16 protein-coding genes and 2 pseudogenes are annotated in these 20,886 nt (G+C 71.0%); 9 read left to right on the forward strand and 9 right to left on the reverse strand.

Going from position 1 to position 20,886, the window contains the following annotated elements; translation table 11 throughout:
* Positions 1-48 precede the first annotated feature (48 nt).
* On the forward strand, positions 49-1,389 hold the full coding sequence (gene eccD / locus Phou_RS20970; protein WP_173057578.1) for a type VII secretion integral membrane protein EccD: 1,341 nt from the start codon (positions 49-51) through the stop codon (positions 1,387-1,389).
* A 31-nt stretch (positions 1,390-1,420) separates the two neighbouring features.
* On the opposite strand, the gene Phou_RS20975 is transcribed toward eccD, so the two are convergent.
* Positions 1,421-1,927, reverse strand: coding sequence for an inorganic diphosphatase (locus Phou_RS20975; protein ID WP_173057579.1), 507 nt, complete (start codon positions 1,925-1,927; stop codon positions 1,421-1,423).
* 269 nt (positions 1,928-2,196) lie between these two features.
* On the opposite strand from Phou_RS20975, the gene dacB reads away from it, so the two are divergent.
* The 4 genes from dacB to Phou_RS20995 are packed head-to-tail and all read left to right on the forward strand — an operon-like array spanning position 2,197 to position 7,313.
* Complete coding sequence (gene dacB / locus Phou_RS20980; protein ID WP_371872191.1) at positions 2,197-3,696, forward strand: D-alanyl-D-alanine carboxypeptidase/D-alanyl-D-alanine endopeptidase; 1,500 nt, start codon at positions 2,197-2,199, stop codon at positions 3,694-3,696.
* 18 nt (positions 3,697-3,714) lie between these two features.
* Positions 3,715-4,767, forward strand: a complete 1,053-nt coding sequence (locus tag Phou_RS20985; protein ID WP_173057580.1) for an Rv3626c family coenzyme F420 biosynthesis-associated protein — start codon at positions 3,715-3,717, stop codon at positions 4,765-4,767.
* 9 nt (positions 4,768-4,776) lie between these two features.
* Positions 4,777-5,745, forward strand: coding sequence for a tRNA lysidine(34) synthetase TilS (tilS, locus tag Phou_RS20990; protein WP_173057581.1), 969 nt, complete (start codon positions 4,777-4,779; stop codon positions 5,743-5,745).
* A complete protein-coding gene (locus Phou_RS20995; RefSeq protein WP_246273645.1) occupies positions 5,742-7,313 on the forward strand; it encodes a gamma-glutamyltransferase family protein in 1,572 nt (523 codons plus the stop codon). Before tilS ends, Phou_RS20995 begins: the two co-directional genes overlap by 4 nt.
* Here the strand turns inward: Phou_RS20995 and Phou_RS21000 are convergent.
* Complete coding sequence (locus tag Phou_RS21000; protein WP_173057582.1) at positions 7,310-8,272, reverse strand: GlxA family transcriptional regulator; 963 nt, start codon at positions 8,270-8,272, stop codon at positions 7,310-7,312. The two genes, Phou_RS20995 and Phou_RS21000, sit on opposite strands and share 4 nt — an antisense overlap.
* 160 nt (positions 8,273-8,432) lie before the next feature.
* Here Phou_RS21000 and Phou_RS21005 point away from each other — a divergent pair, with 160 nt between their 5' ends.
* From Phou_RS21005 to folE, 4 genes and pseudogenes are all read left to right on the forward strand, one after another.
* Positions 8,433-8,573 (forward strand): hypothetical protein, encoded by a 141-nt coding sequence (locus Phou_RS21005; RefSeq protein WP_173057583.1) that lies wholly within the window; start codon positions 8,433-8,435, stop codon positions 8,571-8,573.
* Positions 8,574-8,700: 127 nt separating this feature from the next.
* Positions 8,701-9,276, forward strand: coding sequence for a hypoxanthine phosphoribosyltransferase (gene hpt, locus Phou_RS21010; protein WP_173057584.1), 576 nt, complete (start codon positions 8,701-8,703; stop codon positions 9,274-9,276).
* Positions 9,277-9,603: 327 nt separating this feature from the next.
* Positions 9,604-11,621 (forward strand): annotated as a pseudogene (gene ftsH, locus Phou_RS21015) (ATP-dependent zinc metalloprotease FtsH).
* Positions 11,618-12,304: a GTP cyclohydrolase I FolE gene (gene folE, locus Phou_RS21020; protein ID WP_371872192.1), complete on the forward strand. Its 687-nt coding sequence runs from the start codon at positions 11,618-11,620 to the stop codon at positions 12,302-12,304. The pseudogene ftsH and the gene folE overlap by 4 nt, the downstream one beginning before the upstream one ends.
* A gap of 244 nt (positions 12,305-12,548) precedes the next feature.
* Here the strand turns inward: folE and Phou_RS21025 are convergent, their stop codons facing one another.
* The 7 genes and pseudogenes from Phou_RS21025 to Phou_RS21055 form a co-directional block, all read right to left on the reverse strand.
* A complete protein-coding gene (locus Phou_RS21025) occupies positions 12,549-12,809 on the reverse strand; it encodes a hypothetical protein (protein ID WP_173057586.1) in 261 nt (86 codons plus the stop codon).
* A gap of 5 nt (positions 12,810-12,814) precedes the next feature.
* Positions 12,815-13,459 (reverse strand): hypothetical protein, encoded by a 645-nt coding sequence (locus Phou_RS21030; protein WP_173057587.1) that lies wholly within the window; start codon positions 13,457-13,459, stop codon positions 12,815-12,817.
* 13 nt (positions 13,460-13,472) lie between these two features.
* Positions 13,473-16,025, reverse strand: a complete 2,553-nt coding sequence (locus Phou_RS21035; protein WP_173057588.1) for an FtsK/SpoIIIE domain-containing protein — start codon at positions 16,023-16,025, stop codon at positions 13,473-13,475.
* A gap of 704 nt (positions 16,026-16,729) precedes the next feature.
* The gene (locus tag Phou_RS21040) at positions 16,730-17,284 is read right to left on the reverse strand and encodes a hypothetical protein (RefSeq protein WP_246273646.1); all 555 of its coding nucleotides are present in this window, start codon (positions 17,282-17,284) and stop codon (positions 16,730-16,732) included.
* A gap of 47 nt (positions 17,285-17,331) precedes the next feature.
* Positions 17,332-18,450, reverse strand: a complete 1,119-nt coding sequence (locus tag Phou_RS21045; RefSeq protein ID WP_246273647.1) for a M23 family metallopeptidase — start codon at positions 18,448-18,450, stop codon at positions 17,332-17,334.
* Complete coding sequence (locus Phou_RS21050; protein ID WP_246273812.1) at positions 18,447-18,932, reverse strand: hypothetical protein; 486 nt, start codon at positions 18,930-18,932, stop codon at positions 18,447-18,449. Before Phou_RS21050 ends, Phou_RS21045 begins: the two co-directional genes overlap by 4 nt.
* A gap of 69 nt (positions 18,933-19,001) precedes the next feature.
* Positions 19,002-20,881: pseudogene (locus Phou_RS21055) on the reverse strand (MFS transporter).
* Between the last annotated feature and the right edge of the window lie 5 nt (positions 20,882-20,886).

The raw sequence follows: 20,886 nt of genomic DNA on the forward strand, positions 1-20,886 counted from the left end.
TAGGTAAAGTGCGTCAATCCCTGCTGCCCCGTCGCGGGAGGAAAAGCGATGACCGCAGGACTCGCCCGGGTCACGATCAGCACGCCGCTCCGGCGGCTCGACGTGGCGCTGCCGGAGCAGGTGCCGGTGGCGGAGCTGCTGCCGGAGGTGCTGCGGCACGCCGGCGACGGCCTCGCCGACGACGGCGAGAAGCACGGCGGGTGGGTCCTGCGCCGCGCGGACGGTGCGGCCTTGTCGCCAGGCCAGGCCCTCTCCCCGCAAGGGGTACGGGACGGTGAGCTGCTCTTCCTGCTACCCGCGCGGGTGCGGTGGGCCGAGCCCGAATACGACGATGTCGTGGAGGCGATCGCCGACGGTGCCCGCCGCCGTGGCGCCCCCTGGTCGCCGGCAGCCACCCGGGCCACGGGGCTGGCGGCAGCCGCCCTGCCACTCGCGGTCGGCCTCGCGGCCGCGGTGCGCGCCGCTCCACAGTGGAACGCGGTGCCACCTCTCGCGGCAGCGGTGCTGCTGCTGGCCGGCGTGGTGACCGCCCGCTCGCGGCGGGACGGTGTCGCGGGCGCCGCCCTCGCCGGGTACGCGCTGCCTTACGCCTTCACGGCCGGCGCGCTGGCGGCCGGGGCCGGGCGGCCGGCCCAGGTGCTGGCCGGCTCGGCGGCGCTGCTCGTCACGTCCCTGCTCGGCGCCGCCGGCGTGGCCACGCACCTGCGGATCTTCGTCGCCGGCGCCACGGCCGGCCTGCTCGGCGGCCTCGCGGCGCTGGCCACGCTCGGCGGCCTCACGCCGCACGGCGCTGCGGCCGTCCTGCTGTCCCTGCTCGCCTGCGGCGTCGGTGCCCTGCCGCTGGCCGCGATCCGCCTCGGCCGCCTGCCGCTGCCGCCGGTCGCCACCCCGCCCGGAGAGGGCACGCCGGCACCACGCCCGGACCCGGCCGGTGTCGACGCCGCCGTGGGACGCACCGAAGAGGTGCTCACCGGGCTGCTGATCGGCCACGCGGCGCTCGCCGTCGCGGCGTCCGCGGTCCTGGTCGCCACCGGCGGTGCTGCCGGGCGGGTGCTCGTCGCTGTCGCTGCGGCCGGCCTGCTCCTGCGCGCCCGGCTCTTCGTCGCGGTGCACCAGCGGGTGCCGCTGCTCGCCGCCGGGCTGGGCGGTGCTGCCGCCCTCGGCGTGGCGCTGCCGGTGACGGCCACCCCGCCGGTGCTGCTCGCCCTCGCCGCCGGCGGCACGCTCGCCGCGCTCACCGTCGTGGCCGCCGGAGTGGCGTACGCGCATCGGCCGCCCTCGCCCTATCTGGGCCGGGCGGCCGACGTGTTGGATACGGCGCTCGTGGTCTGCGTGGTGCCGGTCGCCTGCGCGGTGCTCGACCTCTATGCCGCAGTACGCGACATCTGAGGCGAGGGCGCTGCGGGCAGTCGGATATCCGTCAGTGAGGCTGCTCTCCCCGCTCCGCGGCTTCCTCCGCCCGGCGGTACGAGGCGCGGATCTCGGCCTCCGCCTCCGTGCGCCCCACCCACGTGGCGCCTTCGACCGACTTGCCCGGTTCGAGGTCCTTGTAGACCTCGAAGAAGTGCTGGATCTCCAGCCGGTCGAACTCGCCCAGGTGGTGGATGTCGCGCAGGTGCTCCTGGCGCGGGTCCTCGAACGGGACGCACAGCACCTTGTCGTCGCCGCCCTTTTCATCCTTCATCCGGAACATGCCGATCGTGCGGCACCGGATGAGGCAGCCGGGAAACGTCGGCTCCTGCACCAGGACCAGCGCGTCCAGCGGATCGCCGTCGGCGCCGAGGGTGCCCTCGATGAAGCCGTAGTCGGCTGGGTACTGCGTCGCGGTGAAGAGCGTGCGGTCCAGCCTAATGCGGCCCGTGACGTGGTCCACCTCGTACTTGTTTCGGTGACCTTTCGGGATCTCAACCGTTACGTCGAAATCCATCTTCACGCTCCCCAATCCTGCCGCCCAAGTGTCGTGATGTTTGCCCAATCAGATTGGGCCGGCGAACCCCGCATAGTGTTCGGACGCAAGTATCGTCGCCTAGACCGCATGACACGAGCGAGGAGGGGCCGGTGGGGAGGCAAGATTCACAGCACGGCCCCGGCGACGAGACGGTCCGGCTGCCGCTGCATCCGCCCGAGCAGACCCAGACTATCCGGCTGCCCTCGTTCTTCCCGCCCCCCGCACCGCCGCACAAGCCGCAGCCGGCCCTGTCCGGGCCACCGCCGGCGCCGGGTCCGCAGCCGCCGGAGCGCAAGCGCCGGCGCGGGCTCGCCACGTTCATCGTGGTGGTGCTGCTCCTCGCGGGGCTCGTGGCCGGCGCGGCGATCGTCCGTCCCGGCCCGGTCGAAGACTGGCTGGGCGGCGACGGCAGCGAGCCGACGCCGACCCAGGCGGCCGCCGAGACGCCCGAGCCACCACCGTCCCCGGTGCTGGTCGCCTCGGCGGGCGACGCGCCGGAGCCGAGCGCCGCGGGCGTCAAGGCGGCACTCGACCCCGTCGTGGCCGCCGCCGGGCTGGGCAGCAGCGTCAACATCTCCGTGACCGACGTGGCGACCGGCGACCAGCTCTACGCGCGCGGTCCCGACGTGCTCACCACGCCGGCCTCGACCACCAAGCTGGTCACCGCCGCCGCCGTGCTCGCCGCGCGGGGTCCCGCCTACCGGATCCCGACGCGCGTGGTCGCCGGCGAAAAGCCCGGCGAAGTGGTGATCATCGGTGGCGGCGACGCCACACTGTCGGCGGGCGCCACCGGCACCTACCCCGGCGCGGCCCGCCTCGACCAGCTCGCGAAGCAGGTCAAGGCCGCACTCGGCGGCGCCGCACCGACGCGCGTGATCGTCGACTCGACGCTCTTCCCCGCTCCCGCGTTCGAGCCGAGCTGGGACCCGGACGTGCCCACCGGCGGCTTCGGCGCCGCCACGACGGCACTCATGATCAATGGGGCGAGGATCAACCCCAAGATCACTCATGGGTACGCCGAGCGCTACGCAAAGCCCGACATCGCCGCCGGCCAGGCGTTCGCCCGAGCACTGGGGCTCAAGGCGTCGGCGGTGACCAGTGGCAAGGCCCCGGCGGGCGCGCCCGGCGCGAGCGCCGAGGCCACACAGGCCGGTACCGGGCCGGCGCCCGGCACCGAGCTGGGCAAGGTCGAGTCGCCCCCGATCCTCCGCCTCGTCGAGATCATGCTGATCGACAGCGACAACGTCGTGGCCGAGACGCTGGCCAGGCAGGTCGCCATCGCCAAGGACCTCCCCGCGTCGTACGCGGGAGGCGCGGCCGCCACGAAGGCGGTACTCGCGGATCTCGGCCTGCCCGCCGCGGAGGTCGCGCTCTCGGACGGCAGCGGCCTGTCCCGGAAAAACCGCCTGAGCCCGACGTTGCTCACCGATGTGCTGCGCCTCGCGGCCGGCGGCTCGCACCCGGAGCTTTCCGGGCTGATGGCCGGCCTGCCGGTGGCGGCCTGGTCCGGCACGCTGCGCGAGCGGTACCGCAGTCCCGCCGCCGACAACCGGGCGGGCGCCGGTGCCGTGCGGGCCAAGACCGGCACGCTCGGCGGGGTCAACGCCATCTCCGGCGTGGTGACCACCGCCGATGGCCGCCTGCTGGCCTTCGCGGTCCTGGCGGACAAGGTGCCGGTCGGCAAAGACCGCGCCGAAGCCGGCCTTGACAAGATCACCACAACGCTCGCGGGATGCGGTTGCGCATAGCCCGGGTACCTTGGGGTGATGGCGCAGTTCGTGGACTGGGACCTGGCCGCCGCCACCGCGGGCGCGCTGGGCAAGGCGGGCCCGAGAGTCTCGTACGACGAGGCCACCGATGTTGTCGCAGATCTCCGGCGGCTCACTGACGAGGCGGCGGAGATCGTCTCCTCATACACGGGGCTGCGGTCCCAGGTCTCCCACCCTCCGGTGCAGGTCGTCGACCGGAAGGACTGGGCGGCGATCAACATCGCCGGGCTCCGCGAGGTGGTCACCCCGCTGGTCAGCCGGCTCGCCGGCGACAAGCAGCCGGGTGCCATCACCGACGCGATCGGCTCGCGCCTCACCGGCGTGCAGGCCGGCACCGTGCTGGCCTACCTTTCCGGCCGGGTCCTCGGGCAGTACGAGGTCTTTTCCGCCGACCCCGGCCAGCTGCTCCTTGTCGCGCCGAACATCGTCGAGGTGGAGCGCAAGCTCCAAGCCGACACCCGCGACTTCCGGCTCTGGGTGTGCCTGCACGAGGTCACCCACCGCGTCCAGTTCACCGCCGTGCCGTGGATGCGCGGCCACTTCTTCGGCGAGGTGCAGGCGTTCGTCGATGCCTCGCAGGCCGGCAGCGAGCACTTCCTGGAGCGGATCCGGCGCAGCGTCGCCACCCTCTCCGACGCCGTGCGCAACCCGGACAGCCGGGTCAGCGTGCTCGACCTCGTGCAGACCCCCGGCCAGCGCGCGGTGCTGGACCGCCTGACCGCGCTGATGACGCTGCTGGAGGGGCACGCCGAGTTCGTGATGGACGGCGTCGGCCCCGAGGTGATCCCGAGCGTCGAGCAGATCCGGGCCAAGTTCAACCGGCGCCGCGAGGCGGGCACTCCGCTGGAGAAGGCGATCCGCAAGCTCCTCGGCGTCGACGTAAAGATGCGGCAGTACGCGGAGGGTCGCAAGTTCGTGCACGGCGTGGTCGAGCGGGTCGGCATGCCCGGCTTCAACAAGGTCTTCAGCTCGCCGCTCACCCTCCCCCGCGTCGAGGAGCTGGGCGACCCGGACGCCTGGGTGGCGCGGGTCCACCCCCAGGCCGCCTGACCCACGTCGATGGCCGCGCTCGCGCCGCCGGTGGCCGCCGTCCGCACGGCGGTCCGCCAGGCGTTGCGAGGTGTCGAAGGCACGGTGCTTGTCGCCTGCTCCGGTGGCGCCGACTCGCTGGCGCTCGCCGCGGCGACCGCGTTCGTGGCGCCCCGCCAAGGGCTGCCCGCCGGGCTGGTGACCGTCGACCACGGGCTCCAGTCCGGCTCGGCCGAGCGGGCGGCCGCCGTTGCCGCGTGGGCGGCGTCGGCTGGCCTGGCGCCGGTGGAGGTCGCGACCGTCACCGTGTCCGGCGCGGGCGGTCCCGAGGCGGCCGCCCGGGACGCGCGCTACGCGGCACTCACCGAAGCGGCCATCCGGCTCGGCGCGAGCGCGGTGCTGCTCGGACACACCCGAGACGACCAGGCCGAGACGGTGCTGCTCGCGCTTGCGCGGGGCTCGGGTCCGCGGGGGATGGCGGGCATGCCGGTACGGCGTGAGGTCGGCGGTGTGGCGCTGCTGCGCCCGCTGCTCGACGTGTCCCGAGAGGACACCCGCAAGGCGTGTGCCGCCCTCGGCCTGAGCCCCTGGGAAGACCCGCACAACACCGACCCGGCGTACGCGCGTGCCCGCGTCCGCTCCGCCGCGCTGCCCGCCCTCGTCGAGGCGCTCGGTGCCGGGGTGGTCGACAACCTCGCCCGCACCGCTCGCCTGCTCGCCGCCGACGCCGCCGCGCTCGACGAGCTGGCCCGCGCCGCGCTGGAGCGTGCCCGCCGCCAGGACAGCGCGCTGGACGTCGCCGAGCTGCGGCGGCTGCCCGACGCCGTGCGTACCCGAGTGCTGCACGCCTGGGCCCGCGAGCGCGGCGCGCCTCCCGCGGCGCTCTCGCACCGCCACGTCGCGGCGCTTGACGCGCTCGTCACCGCCTGGCGCGGCCAAGGACCGGTGCATCTGCCCGGTGGTATCGCGGTGGCCCGGCGCGGCACGCTGCTCACGTGATCTTTCACCGCCACAAGCCGCTGTACGCCCCGCGCGGCGCCGTCGCCACAAGCCAGCCACTGGCCGCCTCGGCCGGCCTCGACGTGCTCCGCCGCGGTGGCAACGCGGTCGACGCTGCGGTCGCCACCGCCATCGCGCTGACAGTCGTACAGCCCGGCTCCAACGACATCGGCGGCGACCTCTTCGCGATCGTGTGGGACGGCACCCGCCTGCACGGCCTCAACGCCTCGGGCCGCTCGCCCGCCGCCCTCACGCCCGACCTGGTGCCCGGCGGCATGCCGGAGCGGGGGTGGCCGCCGGTCACCGTGCCGGGCGCTCCCGCCGGCTGGCGCGACCTGCACGCCCGATTCGGCGCGCTGCCCTTCGCCGACCTCTTCACCGACGCGATCACGTACGCCGAACGCGGCTACCCGGTCTCATCCGAGATCGCCGGCGCCTGGGCCCGCTCGGTTGCCGAGTACCAGGAGTTGGCCGGCGAGGAGTACACCGAGTGGGGCCGGATCTTCACCACTGGCGCGGGGCGCGCCCCCGGTGTGGGTGAGCGGTGGGCCAACCCGGACGCCGCGCGCACCCTGCGGCTGATCGCGGAGACCGGCGCCGACGCCTTCTACACCGGAGAGGTGGCGTCCGCGCTGGCCGAGCACGCCGCGCGGACCGGTGGGCTGATCACCGCCGACGACCTCGCCGCGCACTCGTCGAGCTGGGTCGAGCCGATCTCTGTCGGCTACCGGGGGCACGAGGTGTGGGAGCTGCCGCCCAACGGGCAGGGCGTCGCCGCGCTCATCGGGCTCGGCATCCTTGACGGTGTCGACCTCGGCGCGCTGCCGCCGGCCGAGCGCCTGCACTGGCAGATCGAGGCGATGAAGCTCGGCTTCGCCGACGCGTTCGCCTATGTGGCTGACCCCGATCGGGTGGTCGTACCGCCCTCGGCGCTGCTCGCGCCGGACTACCTTGCCGCCCGCCGCGCCGAGATCGGTGAGCGCGCCGCGGTACCGGCGGCCGGCGACCCGGCCCGCGGCGGCACCGTCTACCTCTGCGCCGCCGACGCGGAAGGCCTGATGGTGAGCCTCATCCAGTCCAACTACATGGGCTTCGGGTCATTTGTCGCGGTACCCGGCTACGGCTTCGGCCTGCAGAACCGCGGCCTCGGCTTCCGCGCCGACCCGGACCACCCGAACGGGGTCGGGCCCGGCCGCCGCCCCTTCCACACGATCATCCCCGGCTTTCTGACCAGGGGAGGTGCCCCGGTCGGGCCGTTCGGCGTGATGGGCGGGCACATGCAGCCGCAGGGCCACCTCCAGCTCATCACGTCCACCGTGGACGGCCTCGACCCGCAGGCGGCGCTCGGTGCACCCCGCTGGTACTGGCGGTCCGGCCGCGCCGTGCTCGTCGAGGAAGGACTGTCCGACCCGGCGACACTGTCCGACCTGGAGGCCCGCGGCCACGAGCTCACCGTCGTGCGCGAGCCCTCCACCTTCGGGTACGGCCAGGCGATCTGGCGCCTCCCCGGCGGCGGATACGTGGCAGGCTCCGAACCACGTGCGGACGGCTGCGCCGCCGGCTACTAGGCCGCCGGCTCGCGCTCCCGGAACGTCGTGCGGTACGCCTGCGGCGTCGCGCCCACCCGCCGGGTGAAGTGGTGGCGCATCGTGGCCGTGTCGCCGAACCCGGCGCGGGTCGCGATCGCCTCGACGCCCAGGTCGGTGTCCTCCAGCAGCCGGCGGGCGAGCAGCACCCGCTGGTTGGTCAGCCAGTCGTGCGGCGTCGTGCCGGTCTCGGCCCGGAAGCGGCGGGCGAACGTCCGCGGTGCCATGTGCGCCCGCGCGGCCAGCTCGTCCACCGTGACCGTCTGGTCGAGGTGGGTCATCAGCCAGGTGAGCACGGGCTCCAGCGTCGCCGCCTCGGGTGTCTTGGGCATCGGGGCCTCGACGTACTGCCGCTGGCCACCGTCGCGGTGTGGCGGCACGACCATGCGGCGGGCGAGCTTGGTGGCCAGCGCCGAGCCGTGCTCCTGGCGCACCAGGTGCAGGGCCGCGTCGATGCCCGCGGCGGTGCCGGCGCTGGTGAGCAGGTTGCCGTCCTGCACGTACAGCGAGTCGCAGTGCACCTTCGCCTTCGGGAAGCGCTCCTGCAGCTCGTCCACGTACTTCCAGTGGGTGGTGCAGTCCCGCCCGTCGAGCAGCCCCGCCTCGCCGAGCACGAAGGAGCCGGAGCAGACGCTCATCACGTACGCCCCGCGGGCGTTCGCGCGGCGCAGCGCGTCGAGCACGTCCGGCGGGATGAGGAAGCCGTCGCCGTGGGCGGGCACCGCCACGAGGTCGGCCGTCTCGACCGCGGTCAGGTCGGACTCGGGCGAGATCTCGAAGCCCGACTTCGTGCGCACCGGCTTGCCGTCTGAGCTGCACACATCGAAGCGGTACAGCGGGAAGCCGTCGTCCGACCGGTCGGTGCCGAAGACCTCACAGAGCACGCCGAGCTCGAAGGCGGCGACCCCGTCGGACACGATTACTGCCACGTTGCGAAGCATGCTGCCACCCTACTCCAGACTTGGCAGGATTTTAAGGGTCAATGGCATTGCTGCCACTGGGCTCGCTCGGGGGTGCGGCGGAAACTAGATACAGACGTCCGGTGCGCACCGGCGGCAGACCTCAAAGAGAGACCCAAACCTTCGGGAAGGTTGAGCCGCCATGGAACTCTTCGTACTCCTGTTGTTCTTCGTCGTCCTCGCGATCGCCTCGATCTTCGGGTGGACCTCCGACAGCCGCGACTCCGCGGACTGGAAGCCCTCCGAAAGCGGTCGCCGGCGCAGCCGCCCGCGGCTGATCTAGGCCCTGTTGGGAAAATCCTTGCCGGGCTGTGCCGGGCCCAGACGAGGGCCTAACCCGCAGCCCACGTGGCCCGCGACGGCCATGACCCGGGCGAAGGGCCAGGAGCCGCATACGGCAGGCTTAGGCAATGACCGACGGCTCCTGGTACGACGCCGACATCGATCGTGTGATCATCACCGAAGCGCAGATCCGAGAAAAAATCGCAGAGCTCGCCAAGCAGGTGTCCGCCGACTACACAACGGTCGAAGACGGACTCCTGCTTGTCTGCGTGCTCAAGGGCGCCGTGATGTTCATGGCTGACTTCGCCCGCGCGCTCGGCCGGCATGGTCCGGCCGCCGACCTCGAGTTCATGGCCGTCTCGTCGTACGGGCAGGGCACCACCTCGTCGGGCACCGTGCGCATCCTCAAGGACCTCGACCGGGACGTCGCCGGGCGGCACGTGGTCGTGGTCGAGGACATCGTCGACTCCGGGCTCACGCTCTCCTGGCTGCTGCGGTACCTGGCCTCCCGCAAGGCGGCGAGTGTCGAGGTCGTGACGCTGCTGCGCAAGCCGGAGGCGGTGAAGGTGTCGATCCCGGTCAAGTACGTCGGTTTTGACATCCCCAACGAGTTCGTCGTCGGCTACGGGCTCGACTTCGCCGAGCGCTACCGCGAGCTGCCCTTCGTGGGCGTGCTCAAGCCTGACGTGTACGCCCGCGCTTAAGGCCAGATGTCCATTTGGGCGGGAACGCACAGCCTACTCTCAGGAAGCTCCGCCACCTGCGAAAATGTCCAGCGGGGCGGCGACGTTGCGCCTCGTTTGCGCAGTTTGCTAGTGCGGCGCCTGATCCGGGAGCCGCAGCGTGCCCTGCGGGGTGTACCTTCGAATGACCGATGGCGTGGCTCGTCGGCGCTGAGGCGAACACCCCGAAGTGAGTGTCGCGATCGCTGACGAGGCGGCCGCGGCGGCCGTAGATCTTGCGGCACACGTAATCAGACGGTCAGGACGTCGATCAGGAGGGTCCGGGCGCCAAGCGCGCTCGACAACAGTATGGAACGTACGCGTTTCTTCCGCCGCCCGGTGGTCTGGATCATCCTGGTGATCATCGGTGCGATTGCGCTCAGCTCGTTTTTCACCAGCGGCCCGAGCTACCACAAGGTGGACACCTCTGTGGCGCTCCAGCAGCTCAACTCGACGGGCGGCATAAAGAAGGCAGTCTTCAAGGACAAGGAGCAGACGCTCCAGCTTGACCTGCAAAACAGGGCCAAGTTCGGTGACACCGAGACCGACAAGATCCAGGCGCAGTTCCCGTACGAGGTCGGCGACGACATCTGGAACGACGTCCTCGAGGCGCAGAGCGCCGGCCGGATCCAGGGCCCGGTCAACACCGAGGTCTCCGAAGACAGCGTCTTCCTCACCTTGCTGGTCAACCTGCTGCCGATCGCGGTGCTGGTGATCCTGCTCCTGCTCTTCATGTCGCAGATGCAGGGCGGCGGCTCCCGGGTGCTCAACTTCGGCAAGTCCAAGGCCAAGATGATCACCAAGGACACGCCGAAGACCACGTTCGCCGACGTGGCCGGCGCCGAAGAGGCCGTCGAGGAGCTCCACGAGATCAAGGACTTCCTGCAAAACCCGGCCAAGTACCAGGCGCTCGGCGCCAAGATCCCGAAGGGCGTGCTGCTCTTCGGCCCGCCCGGTACCGGCAAGACCCTGCTGGCGCGCGCGGTGGCCGGCGAGGCGGGCGTGCCGTTCTACTCGATCTCCGGTTCCGACTTCGTCGAAATGTTCGTCGGTGTCGGTGCCTCCCGGGTCCGCGACCTGTTCGAGCAGGCCAAGTCCAACGCACCGGCGATCGTCTTCGTCGACGAGATCGACGCCGTCGGCCGCCACCGCGGCGCCGGCATGGGTGGCGGTCACGACGAGCGCGAGCAGACGCTCAACCAGCTCCTCGTCGAGATGGACGGCTTCGACACCAAGGGCGGCGTCATCCTGATCGCCGCCACCAACCGGCCCGACATCCTCGACCCGGCGCTGCTGCGTCCCGGCCGCTTCGACCGGCAGATCGCCGTCGACAGTCCGGACATGGAGGGCCGCAAGGCGATCCTGCGGGTGCACGCCAAGGGCAAGCCGTTCACGCCCGATGTCGACCTCGACTCGGTCGCCCGCCGCACGCCGGGCTTCACCGGCGCCGACCTGGCCAACGTGATCAACGAGGCCGCGCTGCTGACCGCACGCCACGACAAGCGCGCGATCACCAACGACAACCTCGAAGAGTCGATCGACCGCGTGGTGGCCGGCCCGCAGCGCCGCACCCGGGTCATGAGCGACCACGAAAAGAAGATCACCGCGTACCACGAGGGCGGTCACGCCCTGGTCGCGTATGCGCTGCCGCACTCCGCTCCGGTGCACAAGGTGACGATCCTGTCCCGCGGCCGGTCGCTGGGTCACACGCTGGTCCTCCCGACCGAGGACAAGTACACCCAGACCCGGGCCGAGATGATCGACACGTTGGCGTACGCGCTGGGTGGCCGGGCGGCCGAGGAGCTTGTCTTCCACGAGCCGACCACGGGCGCGGGCAACGACATCGAAAAGGCCACCGCGCTGGCCCGGGCGATGATCACGCAGTACGGCATGAGCTCCAAGCTCGGCGCGGTCAAGTACGGCACGAGCGGCGACGAGCCGTTCCTCGGCCGGACCATGGGCCACGAAAAGGACTACTCCGACGCGGTGGCCGCCGAGATCGACGCCGAGGTGCGGGCGCTGATCGAGCTGGCTCACGACGAGGCGTGGGAGATCCTGGTCGAGTACCGCGACGTGCTCGACAGCCTCGTGCTGGAGCTGATGGAGAAGGAGACCATCTCCCAGACCGACATGGCCCGCATCTGCGCTCGCGTGGTCAAGCGGCCGCCGATGGCTCCGTACAACGGCTTCGGCAAGCGCCAGCCCTCCAACGAGCCGCCGGTGTTGACGCCGGGCGAGAAGGACGCGCTGAAGGCGCAGGCCCAGGCCGACGGCGCGCAGGCCACCGTGGGCGGGGGTCTCCCAACTCCTCGGACGGTTCCCACTGAAGACCACCGACGCTGGGGCGTCGTCGACCGAGCCTGATGGCGACGGCGACGACGCCCTGGACTATCTGGCGGCCCGGCTCGTCGACGGCAAGCTGAGCGGTGGCCCGGTCGAGGAGGCCGTCGACCTCGCGCGGATCGAAAAGGCCGTACGCGAGATCCTGATCGCCGTCGGTGAAGACCCGGACCGCGACGGCCTGCAGCGTACGCCGGCACGGGTCGCGCGAGCCTACGCCGAGCTCTTCGCCGGCCTGCGCGTCGATCCGCGGAAGGTGCTGACCACCGCGTTCGAGGCCAACCACGAGGAGCTGGTGCTGGTCCGCGACATCGAGGTGATGTCGCTGTGCGAGCACCATCTGCTGCCGTTCCGGGGAGTCGCGCACATCGGGTACATCCCGGGCGACGACGGCCGCATCACCGGCCTGTCCAAGCTCGCCCGGCTCGTCGAGGTGTACGCCCGGCGCCCTCAGGTCCAGGAGCGGCTGACCGCCCAGATCGCCAATCTGCTGATGGACCGGCTCCAGCCCCGTGGCGTGATCGTGGTACTGGAGTGCGAGCACATGTGCATGGCCATGCGCGGCATCCAGAAGGCCGGCGCCAAGACCATCACCTCCGCCGTGCGCGGCCTCCTCCAGCGCGACGCAAAGTCCCGCGCCGAGGCGATGAGCCTCATCATGGCGGGCTGACCGCGCGATCGGGCTTGTCCCGCGGACCCGGCAGCGGAGGGCGGGGATTTCGGCGAGCGCCAGCTCGCCGCCGGCCTCCGCGGTGCCCACGGGAGTGAACGGTCCGCAGCTGGCGCGGACGCGGGCAAATCCTTCTATTTCAAATGATCCGGGCTACCGCGGCGTCCGTCGTGGTCCAGACCGTCGCTCCCGCGGCCTCGCCCTCCGCGGTGGTCGATCTGAGCCCAACCGCCAGCTGCGCCGGCTAGATGATCGCGCGGAAGCGGTCGGCGGCGTCCATGGCGCCGCGGGCGAGGGTCTGCGCCTCGTCCAGCCGCTGTTTCGCCTGCTCCAGCCGCGAGATCGCGTCCAGCACGCTCGGGTGCACGGCGCCGACAGTGGTCAGCCGCAGCCGGGCCAGGGCCTCGTCGAGCTGGTCGGTCACGCCACGCAGGCTGGCCACCGCCCGGCTGGTCTGGTCGACCGACGCGGCCACCTGCGCCTTGACCTCTTCGACACTCGGCATGGTGCCTATCTCACCAGGTTGAGCAGGCCGACGCCCATGCAGGTCGCGATGATCGGCGCAAAACAGACCGCCACACCGAACAGTGGCGTGCGGTCGACCTTTTCGCCCGCCGGCGGGACGAACGCCAGGCCGATCGTGAGCCACCCCAGCCCGAACGCGGCCGCGGGCATCGTCAGTCCACAGAGGACGGCGTAAAGCACGAGGTCGGTGTCGGCCGTGAGGTAGAGGGCCACCTGCACGATCAGCACCACGACCGCAAAGGGCCCGTACACGATCAGGTTGCGCAGCCAGGCCGGCGTCTCCCCGCGCGACCCGATCGGCATGGCGCCGTGCTCGGTCGCGTCCGCGGCGTTCGCGGTGGCGCGGGCCTGCCGCAGCGCCGCCAGCACCGCCGGTGGTCCACCCGCCATGGCATGCGCGGCACCGGCCACGTCCGCGGGTGATGGCTGCAGAGCGGCATCGGGTACACCCTGGGCCAGCAGCTTGGCCCGCTGCGGTGCCAGCCGCGCGCGGACCCCGGCCAGCTCCTCGTGCGCGGCGCGCACCGTCTGGGCCTGCTCGCCAGCGGCGGCGGCCACGCCCCGGCGGACCGCGTCGAGGCGCTGGGCAGCGGTCAGGTACTCGTTCCAGGCCTCGTCGTTGGTCCTCATCCGGCAGTCGGTTTCATTCGTCGCGCTCCGGTCGCACGAAGGGGACGATCACGGTGGTGCGGTCGGCGTGGCGGTCGTGGAGCAGGGCGCGGTTGGGCCGCGGCTGCCAGTCGACGTGCTGGCCGAGCAGGAGTGACACCTCGGGACCGGGCACGTTGAGGAAGACCATCCCAGCCACCTCCTCGCGGGCCGCGCTGCCGCCCGCCTCCTCGGTGAAGCGGCGCAATCCTCGCCACCAGGACAGCAGGTGTACACCCCGCCCCGGCCCATCGCGCAGGAGATCTCGCGGCAGAGTGCCGCTCCTGATCGCGTCCATGCCGAAGACGATCAGGTACGCCGACTCTTTTGTCTCGAACGCCTCGGTCAGTGCGGCGCCCTCGACGTACTCGGCGTCCTGGGTCTCGGCGAGGTGCGCGGTGAGCGCGCGGGCGACGGCGTCGCCGTCGGCGACAAGCGACGAGACGACGAACCGTGCCGTGCCGGCGGCATGGTGCGCGGCCAGGCTGCGGGCCGCGGCGTCTAGCAGGTCCGCGCCGTAGGTGCTCGGCCCGAGGATGGCCAGGTGCCGCCCAGGCGAGGCGTCCAGGGGGAAGGCAGCGGTCGAGAGTGGTACGTCGATCACGCGGCCCACCAGCGCGGACGGCCGGGCCGGCGTGGTGGCCAGCGCGGCGCGGTAGGTGGGGTCCTCGTCGAGGTACTGGTGTGCGTAGCCCTCGAACACCGACGGCGCCTTGGAGGTGTCCGGTCGCGCGTCCCAAAGTCGCCGGCGTACCGCGTCGAGCGCCGCGCGGTCCGCGTGCGGGTCGGGGAAGCGGATGGTCCGCTCGTGCCCCCGCGTGGCGCCGCGCGGCCCGCCGAGGCCGCCGGCGGTGTTGACCACGGCGGTGCCGAGGGGCAGGCCGGCCGCGGCGTCATTGGTCGGCTCGAGCACGTCGCCACCGCCGGGCAGCGCCACGCGTACCGGAAACTGGCCGAAGATCGAGTCGCGCTTGTCGTAGAGCGCCTCGACGCCGAGCGCGGTCTGGCTGGCGAGCACGAGATGGATGCCGTAAGACCGGCCCTTGCGAGCCAGCGACTCCAGCAGGCTCACCGCCTCGGTGGTCAGCGGGCCGCTGCCGGTCAGCAGCACCTGGAACTCGTCGATCACGCAGATGATCCGCGGCATCGCCCGCTGCTGGCGGAGGTCGCTGAAGCGGGTGACACCGGCCCGCTTGTACGCCACGGAGCGCCGCGTCATCTCGGCGTCGAGCTCGCGCAGGACGGCGACGCCGTACTCCCGGTCGGACTCGACGCCGACGGCCCGCGCGTGCGGCAGCCAGGTCTTGTCACGCGCGCTCGGCACGAACTCGGCGAACGACACGCCCTCCTTGAAGTCGAGGAGGTAGAGGGTCAGCTCGCCGGGCGAGTAGCGGCAGCCGAGGCCGTAGAGCACGTTGATGAGGAACGCCGTCTTGCCGGCGCCGGACCGTCCACCGATCATCCAATGTGGAGTGAGATCGTTGAACTGGAGCGTGACGGCGGTGTCGCCGTCGTGCCCGACCGTGGTGGCGACACCCTCGGAGGAGTCTTCGGTCCACAACTCGCCATCCGGCAGCACGTCGCCGAGCGTGAGGCGCGACTGGGTCGCCGACTTTTCGGCAAGCTCCTGGCAGACCCGCTCGAAGAGGTGCGCCGGCGGGTCCTCGTCGAGGAAGACCGGCGCGTTGAGCCCCTTGTTTTCGGCGCTGCTGCCAAACCGCGCGGCGGGCGGATCACCGATGATCGCGTACGGGTTGCGCAGCGTGATCATCGTGGTGCGCGGCAGCGGTGGCTGGGTGGTGTCTTCGGTCAGCGGGGGCGGCGGCCAACCCGCGACGATCAGGTGCAGCCCCGCCTCGGGACCGTGCTGCGCCAGCGCGGCGATCCGCGCCAGGTCCGCACCCTCGGTGAGCTCCGGCAGCGACGCGATCGCCAGCAGCAGCGTGCGATCCCGGCGCGAGTGGCGGGCGGTGATCGGCCGCGCGGGGCGTACCCACTGCTCGGCCTCGGCGAGAACGGCCCGCAACCCACCTCGGTCGGTGACCGGCGGCGGCATCAGGCCCGCGTCAGACAGCGCCGCGAACGGCCCGAAGATCAGCCCCGCTCCGGCCGCGTCGACCGCGCGCACCAGCAGCGAGCCGGCCGGTGAGGAGGCCAGCAGCCGGAGCAGGAGCGCCCGCAGCAGCCCGGCGACCCGCGGGTCACGGGCGTCCGCGTCGACGGTGAGGTGGCCGGTGCCGAGCAGCGGCACGACCGCCGGAAAGCGTGCGTCGTCAAGCGGTTGCGCCATCCCGATCCGCACGAACTGCGGCAGGCGCGGCCCGCCGAGCGGCGTGTCCTCCGACTGCGCGTCGAGCGGCGCGCCCAACCACCCCGGCACGAGCGCAGCGGCCGCCGCACGCAGCCGCTCGGCCAGCTCGTGCTGCTCGCGCAGGTCCGGCGGGGCCGGCTGAAACCGCTCAAGGGCACCAGCCGCAGCCGCCGCGGTGGTGGCGGCCTGCCGATGCAAGGCGGCGGCGTGAGTCAACCGCGCTTTAGCGTTCGGCACAGCCGCTCACCTCCCTCGGACAGAGACGGTATCCCAGCACGCCCCCTTCAGGGCGGACGCCATTGGGCCTGTTGCCAGCCACGCTCCACTCGGACAGGTTTCAATGCCCGAATGGTCCGGCTTGCCACGGATGACGTACAGCGCCCGGCGCGGCCAAGCCTTCCAGCACCGGCCGGTGGAGCCAGCTAACCTCGGTGCGTGGACGCTTCTCGCCCTTCGCCGCCAACCACCACCTTGGGCGGAAGCAAAACAACCCTCCGCGCGGGCCGCTTGGTGGTGCTGCTGGTTGCGGGCGCGCTGGCGCTGCTGTGTGCGGGGGCGCGGGGGTAGCGTTCGTCGCCTACCGCGACGCGACAGAACCGGACCGCAGCTCTCCGGATGTCGCTGTATCTAACTATCTGCGCGCGCTACTTCTAGAACGCAACGATGTCCGGGTAGACCTATACTCCTGCCGCGACGACGGAAGCCTTGCTCCTATGCGCGCCTTTAGGGCCCAGATAGAAGAGCAAGAGAAACAATACTCGATTACGATCGTAATCTCCTGGGGGCATTGATCGTACAAGAGATGTCAGGGCGCGCCACTGTGACCACGGAGATAAGCCGAACTATTTCCGATGGTACAGAGAAGGACCTGCAGGACTGGCGTTTCGATCTAGTTGATGAGGGAGGTTGGCGGGTCTGCGGGGCTACGCGGCTCTAGCGGGTCACTCCAGCCATAGCAGGCGTGCTGGCACCTCGAGCGTCTTCGGATGCTGCCCACTCCACACCCAGCGATACCATTCGAGTTCTGTTGCGATCCTTATGCAGATTTCACCATCGGCACTGGAGTAGGTTTCCGTAACCGCTCGCAGATCGCGTCGTTCGACACCGTCGATTACCTGGACCAAGCGGCGTCCGGTGATCCGCCGTGCGTCCACGGCAGTTATCGGGTGTTGTTCCGGTGGGGCGTCGAGCGAGACGAGATGTTTGGGTGCGGGGTTGGATACGCCATCGCCGTCCTGCAAGAAAGCCAGCTTCTCAACCCATACACGCTCCACCGGCACGAGGGGCGCGAAGACCTCGACTTGCTCCAGTTCGGCCCGATACCAGTCCTGTTCGGGTATCACCGGAACGTATGTGCGGCTGCCCTGCACGACTTTCTCGTCGGCTCGAAGATCTGCACGCCAGCCAAGGCCGGGCGCGCCCACGATGACCCGCCGGCCGCGGAGATCGTCCTGAGTGAGGGCCGGAGTCGGAACGATCGACTTTGGTGCGGACACTGACTGCTCGTGCCTCTCCGCGAACGGGTCCGGCCGGCGGTCCCGGCTCACGGGGTGCCGCCCAACGGCGCGCCGACGTTTCGCATGAAGTCGACTGGGTCGATCTTGTCGCCCCTGCCTGAGTCGTAGACCTCGAAGTGTAGGTGCGGGCCCGACGAATGGCCGCTTGTTCCGACGTAGCCGAGCTCCTGGCCGGCGCCGACCATCTGGCCGACCTTCACCTTCGGACGGTAGATCATGTGGCAGTACATGGTCACGAAGTTGCCCGCGTGCCGCACCTTGACGTACCAGCCGCAGCCTGGAGTGGACGGCGAGCCGTCGTGGTTGCAGAGGCTGCCGGATGGGTCGGTGTCGCAGCGAGACGTGATCACTTGGCCGGCCGCCGCCGCGCGGATTGGGGTGTGGCGGCCGGCGCCCAGGTCTACGCCGTCGTGGTCGGGGCGCTCGGCCGTGCGGAAGCCGGAGACGATCAGGGCCCGCACTGGCACCGTCCAGCCCGAGGCGGCTATCTCGCCACCGGTCGCGCACCTGGCCTTGGTGCTGTTGCCCGCCGCGCGCGCGGCCCCGCCGGTCAGCAGGTTGACGATCTGGATGGCGATCGGTTCGTGCTTCGCGTACGCGTCCGGGTAGGCGCTCACCTGCACCCGCTGCGCCGCGTCAGTCAGCGCCATCTGCTGCCAGCCTTCGATGGTGACCAGTTTCTCGTAGAACTTCCGCGACGCGTACTCCGGATCCTGCAGTTGTTTCGCAGTGCCCCATCCTTGGCTTGGACGCTGCTGAAACAGCCCGACCGAGTCGTGGTCGTTTTTGGCGCCGAGGTGGGGGAGGTTCGAGAGTGCCGACTCCTGCATGGCCGTCGCCACCGCGATGACCCAGCCGCGGAAAGGCACCCGCATGTCGGAGCCGACGTTGACGATGATCGCCGCGTTGCGGATCTGGGCCTCGCCGTAGGCGCCCACGCTGGGCATCCGCTTCGACGCGTCGACGATTCCACCCTCACCGCAGCCAAAGCTGTTGAAAAGGCTGCTGTCGGCGCCGCCATCGTCCGTGAGCAGGTAGGAACCGATCCCACCACCACAACAGAGCAGCGCGAACGCGGCGAGGATTGCCACGGCGAGGCCGACACGACGCGTGGGCCGGCGGGCTACACCCACCATGTCGGTCATACGCGTTCCCAGTCGATGCCGTCGACGAGCCAGCGACCCTCCACCGCGGTCAAGCGCAGGCGCAGCAGGCCGGAGTCGACCCGGATGGTCGCGTCGACGATCTGGTCGGCGTAGGGGATGAGGACCGGCTTGCCGGTGAGGCGATCAGCTGGCACGCCCGCCGGGTCCACCCCCGCCAGCTTCTCGGCCAGAGTTTCCGTGCAGTGCGGGAGGAGGCCGGCGTACCATTCCTCGGCCGTCACGTCCTGATGGTTCACCCAGGCCCGGCCGAAGGCCTCGGCCACGGTCGCCGGGACGGCGGTACCCTCGCTGATTTTGGGTGATGGGGTCGGCTCCGGCGACGCGAGCCCGTCGTTCGCGATGGTGGCGGAAACGGTCAGGATTGGCTGCTTTGGCGCGCCGCTCAACCCGGGCGGGGCACCGGACGAGTCAGAGAGGAGCTTTGCCGCTCCGACCACGCCGAGTACGACGATCGCGAGCACCAAGGCCACACCCACGCGGGAGCGCAGGAGCCCACGCAGGACAAGCTGGGCGACCCGCCGCACGGTCCGTCACCTCGCCTCGGCGCGTATCCGGGGTGCCGGCGCCGGAGTGGGTTCGGTGCTCGGCTCGCCGCCCGGACGGTAGATCGTGTAAGACGGCGGCTGCTCGGGCAGGTCCGGTTCCACCCACTCTGTGGTCCGGCGCGTCCGCGAGGGTGCCGGGCCCGCGGTGCGGGATGGGGACGGCTCGGGGAGGTTGCCTCGTTCGCACGTTCCTGGCCATCTGGGCGCGTGGTGCTGGAGTGCGAGGGATCCTCGTCGCGTGCCTCGGGCCGCAGCGTCGTCTGTTCGGCGACTACCTGCCGTCGCTTGCCAACTTGCGGGTCTGCGGTGCCGCCGGGCTCGGAGACGTTGAGCTTGGCCGCCTCCCGCATGTCCCTGAAGAAGCGGCGGTGCCACGAGCCGGCCGACGTGATCGCCGCGGTGTTGTCTTTGCCGCCGAGCTGCGTGATCCGGCGGTAGGGGCGGAGCAGGAGCCAGCCCACCACCCCGCAGAGCCAGACCAACACCACCTGAAGCCATCCGGGCAGCGTCGGGGTGCTCATGATCAGGTCAACGGCGAACAGGTAGATCGCCGCGCCGGTACCGAAGATGGCGATGTTGAAGACGGCGGCCACGACGGCGTTGGCGAGGCGGCGCAGGCCGGCGCTCGCCGGCCGCATCAGTCCGACGGTGCCCAGGATCGGCGCGGCGATGACCGCCCATCTGAAGATCAGGAAGCCGAGCAGGACCAGCAGCGACGCGGTCAGGTCGAACATGGCGAACAGGACGGCGGCGAGGACCGCGATGAAGCCGGCGCCGATCCGCTCCATGTCCTTTGTGCCTTGCAGATACTCGTACGCCTCGGGGTCTTCGGTCTTGATCTGCTCGGCGACCTTCATCCACTGGTCGTTCTTCGCGGCGAAGGTGGCGTCGCGATCCTTCGAGTTCGCCCGTAGGCGCTCAGCCTCCCGCCAACTAAGCGACTTCGCGTCGTAGAGGGCTGGCCCGTACTTCTTTGCCGTTTCGCTGTCCGCGGATCCGAGAACGCCACGCAGCCAGTTGCGGTAGAGCATGGTCTCGGTTGCCGTGTCGCTGGCACGCACCGCTGGCGGCCGCTGATCGGTACACGCCTCCGGGTTGCCCAGGCGGCACTGCCCCGGCGGGCGATCCTTGGCGCGCGGCCCAACCGCATCGTGTACCACGCCCAACGTGCTCACAAGCGTCGCGTCTGCCACGTTCGCCGATTTCACCGGCCATGCCGCAAGCGCCGTAACCGCGACCATCACGAGCAGCGCCCACCCAGCGGTGGTCATCGCGTTGCTCATGTCCGCCTGCCGGGAGCGCCACAGCAAGTACAGCCCCACCACGCCGAGCGTGACAATGCCGAAGACGCTGAAGACCTTCTCGTAGACGGCCTTGGTGGCCTGATCCACCAGCGGATCGGCCCAACCCCACATCGACTCCGGGTTCCACGCCCTCTCGCGCAGCGCGTTGGATGCGCCGATGACCGCTGTCGCGATCATGAACTCACCGTTCGCGATTGTGGTGGTGAACTTGTACTCGGGATGGGTCAGCGTCGCCAAGCAGCCGTTGTCGACGTCATAAGTCGTGTAGCTGTACCCGGCGTATCCGTAGTCGGTGTAGAGGCCGGTCGGACCGTTCTTCTTGGACGCCTCGGGCTGGCTGGCGAACCAGCCCGCGAGGCCCGAGTCCGGGGTACCCGGCGTCGGCGCCTTCAGACACTGCTTACGTTCCGCCGCCACGTCGCCGAGCTTCGTCACGCAGGCGCGGAAGTCGACTTGCCATTCCTGGGTTGTGCAGAGGTCACCCGGGGCCTGCGCCACCGGAGCTGGCGCGGCTGAAGCTGGCGTCGGCCAGACCAAAGACGTCGCGGCCGCCACCAGCATGGCGA

Source organism: Phytohabitans houttuyneae, assembly GCF_011764425.1.
Taxonomy (GTDB): Bacteria; Actinomycetota; Actinomycetes; order Mycobacteriales; family Micromonosporaceae; genus Phytohabitans; species Phytohabitans houttuyneae.

Coding starts and splice junctions, on each gene's coding strand:
- Phou_RS20975 (WP_173057579.1), bottom strand. CDS start 1,927: ATGGATTTCGACGTAACGGTTGAGATCCCGAAAGGTCACCGAAACAAG.
- hpt (WP_173057584.1), top strand. CDS start 8,701: ATGACCGACGGCTCCTGGTACGACGCCGACATCGATCGTGTGATCATC.
- Phou_RS21025 (WP_173057586.1), bottom strand. CDS start 12,809: ATGCCGAGTGTCGAAGAGGTCAAGGCGCAGGTGGCCGCGTCGGTCGAC.
- Phou_RS21030 (WP_173057587.1), bottom strand. CDS start 13,459: ATGAGGACCAACGACGAGGCCTGGAACGAGTACCTGACCGCTGCCCAG.
- eccD (WP_173057578.1), top strand. CDS start 49: ATGACCGCAGGACTCGCCCGGGTCACGATCAGCACGCCGCTCCGGCGG.
- Phou_RS21000 (WP_173057582.1), bottom strand. CDS start 8,272: ATGCTTCGCAACGTGGCAGTAATCGTGTCCGACGGGGTCGCCGCCTTC.
- Phou_RS20985 (WP_173057580.1), top strand. CDS start 3,715: ATGGCGCAGTTCGTGGACTGGGACCTGGCCGCCGCCACCGCGGGCGCG.
- Phou_RS21005 (WP_173057583.1), top strand. CDS start 8,433: ATGGAACTCTTCGTACTCCTGTTGTTCTTCGTCGTCCTCGCGATCGCC.
- tilS (WP_173057581.1), top strand. CDS start 4,777: ATGGCCGCGCTCGCGCCGCCGGTGGCCGCCGTCCGCACGGCGGTCCGC.
- Phou_RS21045 (WP_246273647.1), bottom strand. CDS start 18,450: ATGACCGACATGGTGGGTGTAGCCCGCCGGCCCACGCGTCGTGTCGGC.